Origin of the sequence: Kitasatospora sp. NPDC059817, assembly GCF_042731835.1 — a bacterium.
Lineage (GTDB): Bacteria > Actinomycetota > Actinomycetes > Streptomycetales > Streptomycetaceae > Kitasatospora.
Genome location: NZ_JBHWIR010000190.1, coordinates 1 through 10,907 on the forward strand (window position 1 = coordinate 1; position 10,907 = coordinate 10,907).

10 protein-coding genes are annotated in these 10,907 nt (G+C 73.6%); 6 read left to right on the forward strand and 4 right to left on the reverse strand.

The features are described from left to right. The 4 genes from ACFV61_RS29460 to ACFV61_RS29475 all read left to right on the forward strand — a co-directional run. A partial coding sequence (locus ACFV61_RS29460) for a polysaccharide deacetylase family protein (RefSeq protein ID WP_380494895.1) occupies positions 1–699 on the forward strand: 699 nt, incomplete at its 5' end. 177 nt (positions 700–876) lie between these two features. Continuing rightward, complete coding sequence (locus tag ACFV61_RS29465) at positions 877–1,209, forward strand: hypothetical protein (protein ID WP_380427633.1); 333 nt, start codon at positions 877–879, stop codon at positions 1,207–1,209. A gap of 139 nt (positions 1,210–1,348) precedes the next feature. Continuing rightward, positions 1,349–2,221: a sulfurtransferase gene (locus ACFV61_RS29470; RefSeq protein ID WP_063346426.1), complete on the forward strand. Its 873-nt coding sequence runs from the start codon at positions 1,349–1,351 to the stop codon at positions 2,219–2,221. A 210-nt stretch (positions 2,222–2,431) separates the two neighbouring features. Continuing rightward, the gene (locus tag ACFV61_RS29475; protein WP_380494897.1) at positions 2,432–3,958 is read left to right on the forward strand and encodes a M1 family metallopeptidase; all 1,527 of its coding nucleotides are present in this window, start codon (positions 2,432–2,434) and stop codon (positions 3,956–3,958) included. Between the two features lie 101 nt (positions 3,959–4,059). Here the strand turns inward: ACFV61_RS29475 and ACFV61_RS29480 are convergent, their stop codons facing one another. The 3 genes from ACFV61_RS29480 to ACFV61_RS29490 all read right to left on the reverse strand — a co-directional run bounded on the left by ACFV61_RS29480 (position 4,060) and on the right by ACFV61_RS29490 (position 7,507). Further along, complete coding sequence (locus ACFV61_RS29480) at positions 4,060–4,932, reverse strand: aminoglycoside N(3)-acetyltransferase (protein ID WP_380494899.1); 873 nt, start codon at positions 4,930–4,932, stop codon at positions 4,060–4,062. 142 nt (positions 4,933–5,074) lie between these two features. Next, on the reverse strand, positions 5,075–6,049 hold the full coding sequence (locus ACFV61_RS29485; protein WP_380494902.1) for an NAD-dependent epimerase/dehydratase family protein: 975 nt from the start codon (positions 6,047–6,049) through the stop codon (positions 5,075–5,077). Positions 6,050–6,157: 108 nt separating this feature from the next. Continuing rightward, entirely contained in the window at positions 6,158–7,507 is a 1,350-nt protein-coding gene (locus tag ACFV61_RS29490) for a condensation domain-containing protein (RefSeq protein WP_380494904.1), read from the reverse strand. Positions 7,508–7,750: 243 nt separating this feature from the next. On the opposite strand from ACFV61_RS29490, the gene ACFV61_RS29495 reads away from it, so the two are divergent. After that, a complete protein-coding gene (locus tag ACFV61_RS29495; protein WP_380494906.1) occupies positions 7,751–9,025 on the forward strand; it encodes an MFS transporter in 1,275 nt (424 codons plus the stop codon). A 101-nt stretch (positions 9,026–9,126) separates the two neighbouring features. Here the strand turns inward: ACFV61_RS29495 and ACFV61_RS29500 are convergent, their stop codons facing one another. Next, positions 9,127–9,969 carry a class I SAM-dependent methyltransferase gene (locus ACFV61_RS29500; protein ID WP_380494908.1) on the reverse strand — a complete coding sequence of 281 codons (843 nt, stop codon included), beginning with the start codon at positions 9,967–9,969 and terminating at the stop codon, positions 9,127–9,129. A 386-nt stretch (positions 9,970–10,355) separates the two neighbouring features. On the opposite strand from ACFV61_RS29500, the gene ACFV61_RS29505 reads away from it, so the two are divergent. Further along, positions 10,356–10,814: a DinB family protein gene (locus tag ACFV61_RS29505; protein WP_380494916.1), complete on the forward strand. Its 459-nt coding sequence runs from the start codon at positions 10,356–10,358 to the stop codon at positions 10,812–10,814. The last annotated feature ends 93 nt before the right edge of the window (positions 10,815–10,907 follow it).

Genomic DNA, 10,907 nt, shown 5'->3' on the forward strand with positions numbered 1-10,907 from the left:
GCCCAGGCCGCCGCCTCCGCCGCGCCCCCGCAGGCCGCCCTGGCCCCGCCGGCACCCGCCGCCGCCCCGCCGCCGATGCCCGCCCGCCGGCGGCTCACGGAGGAGGAGGCCAAGCCGGTCAACCAACTCGACCCGGGCCAACGGGTGGTGGGGCTCACCATCGACGACGGGCCGGATCCCCGGTACACGCCGACCGTCCTGGCGCTGCTCCAGCAGTACGGGATCCGGGCGACCTTCTTCCTGGTCGGCGAGTGCGCCGTCGAGAACACCGGGCTGGTGCGGGAGATCGCGGACCACGGCCACCACATCGGCAACCACACCTGGACCCACCCCGACCTGCGGCACATGTCCGACGAGGCGGTGCGGGACGAGCTGGAGCGCACCTCCGACCTGCTGTACCGGACCACCGGGCGCCAGCCGTCCTGGTTCCGCGCGCCCGGCGGGGACTGGTCGCCGGTCGCGATCAGGGTGACCACCGAACTCGGGATGCGGCCGATGGGCTGGACGGTGGACCCGGAGGACTGGGCCACGCCAGGGACCTCGGTGATCACCGAGCGGATCCTCAAGAACGTCCGGCCCGGGTCGATCGTGCTCAACCACGACGGCGGCGGCGACCGGTCACAGACGGTGGCGGCGCTGAAGGCGTACCTGCCGGTGCTGGTCGACCAGGGGTACTCCTTCTCGGCCCCGGCGAACTGAGTGCGGGCGCGGGGCGGCGGGTGCGGGTGGTGGCTTCCGGCGAAAGTCGCGGCTTTGCCGCTTAAACCACCCGAAAGAGTGGATTGGGAGAACCGTTTCTGCTGATTTTTGGCCTCTAGGGTGATCTCGCATCAATGCATCAGGTACCGCCAGGTACCTCCTGAAAGGCCATCAATCATGCGTCTCCGCAACACCGCACTCGCCGTCGCCAGCGCCGTCGCCCTCATCCTCGCGGTTCCGACCTCGGCCAACGCCGCCGTCGGCGACTTCCTCTACAAGGTCGGCCGCCTCCCCGGCGTGCCGGCCGGGCTCGCGGACCCGGAGAGCCGCGAGTGCATCAACCTGTTCGGGGCCACCGAGGCGGACCCGGCCTTCGCGCCGGAGAACCTCACCCGCTCGACGGCGACGGTGTTCCTGGACTTCGACTGCGAGGGCGACGTCTACTACGTCATGAACCCCGGCAAGAAGCTCGGCGACCGGCTGAAGCTGCGCTCCGTGATCTTCTCCTGAGCGGGGTGGCCCGGGCCGGGCGGTCGGCGTAGCGTCGAACTGTCCGGCCCGGTCGCCGGCGCCCCGCCGTGCCCGTGTGCGGCTCGCTGTGCCCCTGGTCGGGCGCCGAAAGCCTGGGCAGAGCGAAGGAGGGCCTGGGATGACCGGCAACGGCTACGCACACCCCGAGGCGCTGGTCGGTACCGAGTGGCTGGCCCACCACCTGGACGACGGGACGATCCGGGTCGTCGAGGTGGACGAGGACACCACCGCCTACGACCGGGACCACATCCCCGGCGCGATCGGCTGGAACTGGACCACCGACCTGCACAGCCAGGTCGGCCGCGACTACGCCGACCGGGAGGGCGTCCAGCACCTGCTGCGGGCGGCCGGCGTGGAGGACGACACCACCGTGGTGCTCTACGGGGGCAACAACAACTGGTTCGCCGCGTACGCCTACTGGCTGCTGCGGCTGCGCGGCTTCGGGCCCGTGCGGCTGCTGGACGGCGGGCGCAAGAAGTGGGAGCTGGAGGGGCGCGGGCTCACCGAAGAGGTGATGGACTACCAGCACACCGCCTACCGGCTGACCGGGCCCGAGCGCCCGGAGCTGCGGGCGCTGCGGGACGAAGTGCTCGGCAAGGCCGAGCTGTTCGCCAAGCCCGGCTCGGACGCGGTGCTGGTCGACGTCCGCTCGCCCGCCGAGTACCGGGGCGAGCTGATCGCGCCGCCGCACCTGCCGCAGGAGCAGGCGCAGGTGCCCGGGCACATCCCCGGCGCGGTGAACGTCCCCTGGTCGCAGGCGGCCAACGACGACGGGTCGTTCCGCTCGGCGGAGGAACTGCGGGCGCTGTACGGGGGGAAGGGTGTGGAACCGGAGCGCGAGGTGATCGCGTACTGCCGGATCGGCGAACGGTCGGCGCACACCTGGTTCGCGCTCACCGAGCTGCTGGGGTACCCGCACGTGAAGAACTACGACGGCTCGTGGACGGAGTACGGCTCGCTGGTGCGGGCGCCGGTGACGCTCGGCGGGTGAGGGGGGCGGGAGGCGAGGGGGTGGCGGGTGAGAGGCCGGGGTGTGAGGGGCGGGTGGGGCGCAGGGGGTCCCCGGGGTGTGTGGCGGTGTCGCGGCGGCGCCATGTCGGCCTGTTTCTTTTCATGAACATCTCACAATTGGGGAGTGGACCGGGAGCCACCGGGACATGGATCGATCCGACCCATCGTCCCAGTGACCCTGGAGGACCACGTGCGCAAGAGGCTGATCGTCTCTGCTGCCAGCGCCCTGAGCCTGTTCCTGGCCGTCCCCGCCTCGGCGGCCGACTTCCAACCCGGCGCGGCCGGCATCGGAGACCCGTACTACCCGACCTACGGGAACGGCGGGTACCGCGTCTCGCACTACGACATCCGGCTGAAATACCAGCCCGCCACCGACGAACTGGAGGGCACCACCACCATCCTCGCCACGGCGACCGAGAACCTCTCCCGCTTCAACCTGGACTTCGCGCTGAACGTCCAGGAGGTCCGGGTCAACGGACGTCCGGCGACCTTCGCCACCAGCGGGGAGCAGGAGCTGGAGGTCACGCCCGCCCGGCCGCTCGCCAAGGGCAGCCAGGCCACCGTGGTGGTCCGCTACAAGGGCGTCCCGTCCACCGTGAAGAAGTACGGCTTCACCGCCTGGCTGCGCACGCCGGACGGCGCGGTGGCCGCCGGTGAGCCCGAGTCGGCGTGGTGGTGGTTCCCGAGCAACGACCACCCGAGCGACAAGGCCACCTTCGACGTCTCGGTCCAGGTGCCGGACGGCAACCAGGTGATCAGCAACGGCATCCTGGCCGGCGCCGTCTCGCAGGCCGGCTGGACCCGCTACAGCTGGCGTGAGAACAAGCCGCAGGCGACCTACCTGGCCACCCTCGCGGTCGGCAAGTTCGACGTCACGACCGACAGCACACCGAGCGGGCTGCCCGTCTACAACGCGTACAGCAAGGACCTCGGCGAGAACACCGACGCGGCCAAGGCCAGCGTCGAGCGCACCGGCGAGATCGTCGACTGGCTGAGCGGCTACTTCGGCGACTACCCGTTCAGCTCGGTCGGCGGCTACGTGCCCAACGTCAAGACCGGCTTCGCCCTGGAGACCCAGACCCGGGTCTTCTACAGCCCCCGGCAGTTCGCGCGCGGCTCCAACACCTCCGTCGTCGTGCACGAGCTGGCCCACCAGTGGTACGGCGACAGCGTCTCGGTCTCGCACTGGAGCGACATCTGGCTGAACGAGGGCTTCGCCCGGTACTCGCAGTTCCTCTGGTCCGAGCACGAGGACGAGGGCACGGCGCAGGAAATCGCCGACTACGTCTACGCCTCGCACCCGGCCGACGACCCCTTCTGGACCGTCAAGCCGGGCGACCCGGGCGCCGCCAACCAGTTCGCGAACGCCGTCTACGACCGGGGCGCGGTGGCCATCCAGGCGCTGCGCAACGCCGTCGGGGACGACAAGTTCTTCCAGATCCTGAAGGGCTGGCCCACCGAGCGCCGCTACGGCAACGCCTCCGTCCCGGAGTTCCAGGCGTACGCCGAGAAGGTCTCCGGGAAGAAGCTCGGGGACCTCTTCGCCACCTGGCTGTTCACGGCCTCGAAGCCGGCCGTCGGGCCGGCGCCGGCCGCAGCGGCGGCCTCGCTCGCGCCGGGTGCGGGCGCGGGACAGGCCGACGGGCAGCTGCCGGCGGAGCCGAAGTCCTGGAAGAAGATCCAGGAGACCAACTCGCTGCACGACGAGGAGCGTTGAGGTCTGGGTGCGTTGAGCCCCCGGATGTGACCTGGTGATCTGGTGACCTGGTGACGGGCGTGGTCCGGTCGGCCGCTTGAGGAAGCGGGCGGTCGATCGGGCTACGCCGCTCCGAGGCCGTCCGCCGCCAGCAGCTCGGTGAGACGGCGGACGGCGAAGGGTATGAGCTCCCGGACCGGGATCAGCCGGCAGGGCGCGTTGCCGACCAGCACCTCGCGGATGCCCGCCCGCTCCTCGAACTCCTTTCCCACGACCGGGAAGTGGGTGTCGTTGTCGTCGCCCACGTCGGGCGCCTCGATCCAGACCCGCTCGCCCTGGATCGCCATCGGGAAGCGCCGGAGCTTGAGGCGGCGGTTGGGCGCGAAGGTCTCGGCGTAGTGCAGGAAGGTGTTGCGGTTGTGCCCGACACCGATCAGCAGCACGTACCCGCCGAGGTCGTGCAGTGCGCCGAAGGGCGACTCGCGGCCGACCGCGAAGCCCAGCGAGCGGCGGGCGGTGACCTCGCGGGCGTGCGCCCCGACCGCGGCGACCGAGGCCTGCGGATGCGTGCTGCGCAGGCTCTCCGACAGCGCGCGCAGCGCCTCCGGTACGGCGCCCATCGGGGAGGGGAGACCGGGGTGGAACAGCGGGACGGCGGCGCGCCGTTCGGCGACCTCGGGGCTCGGCAGGCCGGTGTGCTCCGGTGCCGGGTCCCGGACGACGGCGGTGGTGAAGGTGGGCACCGCGACCGTGCCGCCGGGCCCGACCGCCTCGCGCAGGCTGGCCACCACGGCCGCGGCGCCGCCGTCGACCCGGCCGAGGCTGGAGAGCGAGGAGTGCACGATCATCGCCATGCCCTCGCGGACGCCCACCCGCCGCCAGCCGTCGACGAGATCGGCGGTGCTGAGCGACGCGGCGAGCGGGGTGTCGAGCGGTGCGTCGAGCGGGGTGGTGCGCGGGCCGGCGCTGTGCGCGGTGGTGCGGTGCGCGGTCATGGTGCCCCCTGGCGGTGCTGTGCAGGTGCTGGTGGGATCGTTCGGGGCCGACCATAGCGCGTGACACTGACAACCGGTCAGGACGGGGTGCCCGTCCGGCAGTCCGTCCTGACTGGTCGTGCTGTGCAGGGTTGGCGGTCGTTCAGGGCCTCGGCCCCGTCGCTTCGGCCAGCACCCGGGCCTCCTGCTCGGGCGTGAAGCCGTGGCCGAGGGGCGGTTCGCCGCGCTCGCGGTCCCAGGCGAGCACGTCGGCGGCGGTGACCGCGAGCGGGGTCGCCGGCAGCCCGGCCGCCCTGGCCCGGGCGGCGCTGCGCTGCTGTCCGGTCCAGAGCGGCGCAGCCCGGACCAGCGGGAAGAACGGTGGCGGCGCGCTCTCCGGCGGCACCGGGACGACCTCCACCTCGGCGCCCGCGACCTCGGCGCAGGTGGCGATCAGCCCACCCAGCGTGGTCGGTTCGGCCGGGCCGACGGCGTGGAAGGCGCCCGCCCGGCCGTCCTGGAGCAGCCGGACCACCAGCCGGGCCAGGTCGCGCACGTCGACCACCTGGACGGGCTGCTCCGGCCGCCCCGGCAGCGCGATCCGCCCGCCCCGGGCGGCCCGGCGCGCCCAGTAGGTGAGCCCGCGCTGCTCGTCGTGGGGGCCGGCCACCTTTCCGGGGCGCACGATCGTCGCCCGGTCTCCGTAGCGGGCGGTGACGTCGTCCTCGCAGGCGACCTTGAGCCGGCCGTACGTCTCCTCGGTGAGCTGCTCGGCGTCGCGCAGGGGTGCGCGGCGCGGGGCGGACTCGTCCGAGCCGGGGGCGAGGCCGGCGCGCTCGTACACCGCGTGGCTGGAGATGAACAGGTAGCGGCCGACCCGGTCGCCGAGCGCGTCCATGGCCTGGCCGACCTGGCGGGGGCGGTAGCCGCTGACGTCCACCACCGCGTCCCAGCGGCCGCCGCGCAGGGCGGTGTAGTCGCCGGTGTCGCGGTCGCCGATCAGGTGGGCGGCGGCGGGGAAGAGGCCGGGGTTGGTCCGGCCGCGGGTGAACAGGGCGACCTCGGCGCCGCCGCGCAGGGCGTCGTCGGCGATCGCGCGGCCGACGAAGGAGGTGCCGCCGAGGAGGAGGATCCGCATGGGCCCAGCGTAGCGGCGGGGCCAACGGGCCCGGGGGGAGCGGCGGGTGGCGGGGAGGCGGCGGAGGGCGCCGCGCATCACACGGTGCCCTCCGGTCTCGGGGCACGCCTAGGTTGCTCCGAGAGTGCGGGCCTCGGTGAGGATCAACTCCTCGATCCCGTACAGGAAGCGCTCCATCGCCGGGCGCGGGAGCACCGCGGGGTCGGCCGTCATGGTCAGGCTCAGTGCGCCCGGGGACTGCAGGGCGTCCAGGGCGTAGGTCAGGCCGGGGCGGGGCTCGAACTCCACCGGCCAGGTCAGGGTGGTCTCCTCGCCCGTCCCGGTGTCGGGGGAGGCGGTGACCAGCTCGCGGGTGTCGTTGAAGATGCAGGACCGGTCCGCGAGCGGGACGCCCTCGGCGGCGAGCCGCCCGATCTCGGCCTGCAGTCGCAGCTTGTCGTAGTAGGCGTGGCGGTAGGCGCCGATCGCGGCGGCGTTCGTGCGCCGGACGACGTCCCTGAACTCGGCGGTGGCGTCCGGGAGGTGGAACAGCCCGTCGCCCGCGACCACGCTCACCGCGTTGGTCAGTTCGGGCAGGAAGCGGTTGTTCACCACGACGTTCAGCACCGCCTCCGTCGAGCCCGACAGCCGGGCCGTCATCGCCGCCGTCGCCGCCAGCAGCACCGAGGAGGACGTCACCCGGTGGGCGGCCGCCACCTGGTCCACCGCGCGGGGCAGCGCGGGCGAGCGCAGGACGGCGTTCGGGAACCTGGCGCCCGGCGTGGCCGGCTCGCCGGGCGGGGGGAACAGCCGGGCCGGGGCCAGCCGGAGCTTGCGCAGGAACTGTTTGCGGGCGCCCTCGTCCCGCCGCCGACCGCGCTCGGAGGCCTGGAACTCCGCCTCCTCCAGCGGCTGTTGGGCGGGCTCGCGGATCTTGGCCAGTTCGTCCGGCGAGGTGCCCTGGCAGAGCGCGGTCAGGTCGGCCACCAGGCGGTTCATCCCCGTGCCGTCCACCGCGGTGTGCGAGAGCACCAGGCTCACGTACCGGGCCGACCCGCCCGCCTCCACCACGCCGACCCGGATCGGCCACTGGGTGGCGGTGTCGAACGGCAGTGCCGCCAGCTCCTCGTGCAGCCGCGCGCCCGCCTCGACCGGATCGGCCGGCTCCGCGCAGTGCCGCACCTCCACCTCCAACCGGCCCTCGGCGTCGACCACTTGGTGTAACCGGCCGGCCTCGCCCGGCACCAGGCGGGTGTGCAGCGAGTCGTGCAGGTGGAGCAGCCCCTCCAGGCCGGCGAGCAGGGCGGGCAGCGGCAGCCCGGGGTCGAGCGGCGCCGCCGCGGCGATGTTGTAGCGCGGCGCGTCGGCCGGGGTGAGCCGGCTCAGGACGTCCCAGATGGCCTGTTGGCCCCAGGTGGCAGGGCCGGACCCGGCCCGGCCGGACGAGAAGACGATCTCCAGCAGTTGACGAGTGGTCACCGTGTGGCTCTCCGATGTGGCGGTGGATCGTGACGTCGTGCCGGTGCGTTGGGAGCGCGGATGCTGCTGGGGAGAGTGTGGCGCACCGCCCGCCCGCCGTCGAGGTCCGGAGCCCGGGGGGCTGGGCCGGGGCCCGGCGGGTGTGCGGCCGGGGCTTCCGCATCTATCTCGACGTGAAGTATCTTGATGTCGAGATTGATGTCGATCATGCAACGGGGGCCTGCCATGCGGGGGAACGGACTGATGGCGCAGCTGCGGAAGCCGCCGGGCGGGCGCGACGCGCGGATCATGCTGCTGGCGCAGTGCGTCGACCGGACCGGGAGCGGGGTGTGGGCGGCGGCCTCGGTGCTGTACTTCACCTACGTGTGCGGGATGGACGCCCGGCAGCTCGGCGTGCTGCTGGGCGTGGGCGCGGCGGCGGGGATCGCCGGGTCCCCGCTCGCCGGGCGGGCGGCCGAACGGCTGCCGGTGCGGTGGCTGCTGATCGGGTGCCACCTGCTGCGGATCGGGACGATGGGCCTGCTGCTGGTCGTCGACGACTTCGCCACGCTGCTCCCCGCCGTCGCCCTGACCTGTCTGGCCGAACGCGCGGCCAAGACCCTGGAGATGCTGTTCGCCACCCGGATCGCGGGCGAGCGGCGCGGCACGTACCAGGCGCTGTTCCGCAGCGTGGCCAACGCCGGGTACGCGCTCGGCGCGGGCATCGCGGCGATCGGCCTGGCGATGGGCACCACGACCGCCTACCGCGCGCTGATCGTGGCCAACGCACTCTCCTTCGCCCTCGCCGCCGTCCTGGTCTGGCGCACCCGGGAGCCGGCCGGGCGCGGCCTGGTCGCCGCAGCCTCCGGGGAAGAGCCCGCCGCCGCCCTGAAGACACGCCCTAACCCCTGGCGCGACCGGGGCTACCTGCTGTTCGTTGCGCTGGACATGCCGCTGAACCTGGACGACTCGATCCTCAACGTCGGCCTGCCGCTCTGGCTCGTCCACCACACCGGCGCGCCGCACGCCGTCGTCCCGGTCTTCCTGATCCTCAACACGGTGCTCGTGGTGCTCCTGCAACTGCGCGTCTCGGCACGGGCGCAGGGCCCGCGCGGGGCGGCCGCGGCGGTGGGCTGGTACGGCCTGACGCTGCTCGGCTGCTGCCTGCTGACCGCGCTCGCCACCGGCGGCGGGCCGTGGACGGCCTCGCTCGCGCTGCTGGCCGCGGCGATGCTCGTCACGCTGGCGGAGCTGATGCGCTCGGTCAGCTCCTGGGAGCTGGCGGTCGTCCTGGCGCCCCCAGGGGCCCAGGCCTCCTACCTGGGGGTGGCCGGGATGGCCCAGTCGGTGCAGAAGTCGGTGGGCCCGCTGCTGCTCACCGGCGTGGTGATGACGGCCGGTCCGGCCGGCTGGCTGGCCCTCGGCGCGGCGACTGTCGGCCTCGGCGCGCTCCAGCGCCGGGCCAGCCTGCGCCGGCTGGCGGCCCTGGCCGGCCCGGCGGCCGAGCCGTCGCCGCGGGTGGGGGCGGCGGTCGGCTGATCCGGCGCGTCGCGGCCGACGGGCGCCCGCCGGGCCCGGAGCGGACGGCGGAGGGGGCGTCAGGGCCCCGCGACGTACCGGGGGGGGGGCAGGACGGCTCGTCAGATCGACTGGCGGGCCGTTTCCGCCGGCCCGGGCCGGGTGGCGGTGACGACGTGGTAGTCGAGGAGGCCGCTGCGCCAGGCGGGGAGGAAGTTGCGGCTCCAGTGACCGGGAGGGACGGCGTCGGTGAGGTAGCGGTCGAGGCCGGGCCAGACGGCGTCGCCGATGGACTCGGTGGTGATGGTGGTGAAGCCGACCGCGGTGAGGTCGCTGGTGAAGGCGGCGAGGGGGTGGGGGACGTCGAGGCCGTCGGCGAAGCTGGCGAGGAGGATGCTCAGGCGCTCGGTGATGTCCGGTCCGGCGGCGGCGAAGAAGGTGGTCACGACGAGCCGGCCGCCCGGGCGTAGGACGCGGGCGGTCTCGCGGGCGAAGCCGGTGAGTTCGCGGAAGTGCTGGGCGGCCTCGACCGAGTAGACGCCGTCCAGGGAGCCGTCGGCGAAGGGGAGTTGGTTGGCCGATCCGAAGGTGTAGGCCAGCCGATCGGGGTAGGTGGCCAGGGCTTTGGCGTTGACGGCGCGGGCGCGCTCGATCTGGTCGGGGTGGATGTCGACGCCGGTCACGCCCCCGAACCGGAACTCGCGCAGGGCGAGCGCCGCGCCGAGCCCGCGCCCGCAGCCGACCTCGGCCAGCCGCAGCCGCTCACGTGGCTCCGCGAACTCCCGCAGGACCCGGCGGTAGAGCTGTTCCTGGCTGTGGACCCGGTCCTCGGTCGTCGGGGCGGTGAGGTCCATGTCCTGCCAGTAGCCGAAGTTGATGAATCCACCGGCGAAGCTCGCGGCCTGGGACAGATCGCCGGCACCGTAGGTCCGGCGTACGGGGGCGGGGATGTGGTCGTGGCTCATGATGGTCGGTCTCCCGGTGTGTGATGTACCCGGTCTCGGCGGTGGAGTGACGACCCCGGACCGGGGGCGCTGAACGTGCTGCGTGACGATGTGGCGGCGCTGTGACCGGCACCGCGGTGCTCGGCGCCCGTCGGGCGCGCCGAGGTACGTACCCAAACCGGTGGTGATCCGAACACGGTACGTGATGGACCCCGGTCCGGGGCGGGAAAGGGGCGCGGAGGTGGCCCGGGGGGCTCAGAACACCGCCGCACTACCGGGGGCGGCTACCGGGCGCGGACGGCCGGTTCGCTACAGTCCGCGAGGATTCCCGAGGGTTTGAGGAGAGCGACACCGTGAACATCCCTGACCAGCGCCCCGCACCGCCGCTCAGCGGCGGCGAGCGCGAGATGCTGCGCGGCTTCCTGGACTTCCACCGGGCGACCCTCGCCCTGAAGTGCGAGGGCCTGACCGACGAGCAGCTGCGCCGGCGCTCCAGCCCGCCGTCCACCCTGACCCTGCTCGGGCTGGTCCGGCACATGGCGGAGGTGGAGCGCACCTGGTTCCGCAGGGTGATCGACGGCGAGGACGTTCCGCTGGTCTGGTCGCAGGACGGCGACTTCCAGGCCGCGTACGACGCCACCGGCGCCAGCCGGGCCGAGGCCTTCGCCGTCTGGCAGGCCGAGGTCGAACACGCGCGCCGCATCGAGCGCGCCGCCGAGACCCTCGACGTCACCGGGTACCAGGCCCGGTGGGACGCCGACGTGTCGCTGCGGCTGGTGATGCTGCACCTGATCCACGAGTACGCCCGGCACAACGGGCACGCCGACTTCCTGCGGGAGGCGATCGACGGGGTGGTGGGGGCGTAGCCGTGCGCGGCGGGGGGGGGGCCCCCCGGCCCCCCGGGGGGGCCCCCCGCGGCGGCGCGGGGGGGGGGGCGGGGCGGCGGGGGCGGCGCGGCG

Bases quoted from the DNA above. Each gene is read 5' to 3' on its own strand.
- ACFV61_RS29465 (WP_380427633.1), top strand. From the start codon at position 877: ATGCGTCTCCGCAACACCGCACTCGCCGTCGCCAGCGCCGTCGCCCTC.
- ACFV61_RS29470 (WP_063346426.1), top strand. From the start codon at position 1,349: ATGACCGGCAACGGCTACGCACACCCCGAGGCGCTGGTCGGTACCGAG.
- ACFV61_RS29480 (WP_380494899.1), bottom strand. From the start codon at position 4,932: ATGACCGCGCACCGCACCACCGCGCACAGCGCCGGCCCGCGCACCACC.
- ACFV61_RS29485 (WP_380494902.1), bottom strand. From the start codon at position 6,049: ATGCGGATCCTCCTCCTCGGCGGCACCTCCTTCGTCGGCCGCGCGATC.
- ACFV61_RS29495 (WP_380494906.1), top strand. From the start codon at position 7,751: ATGGCGCAGCTGCGGAAGCCGCCGGGCGGGCGCGACGCGCGGATCATG.
- ACFV61_RS29500 (WP_380494908.1), bottom strand. From the start codon at position 9,969: ATGAGCCACGACCACATCCCCGCCCCCGTACGCCGGACCTACGGTGCC.
- ACFV61_RS29505 (WP_380494916.1), top strand. From the start codon at position 10,356: ATGCTGCGCGGCTTCCTGGACTTCCACCGGGCGACCCTCGCCCTGAAG.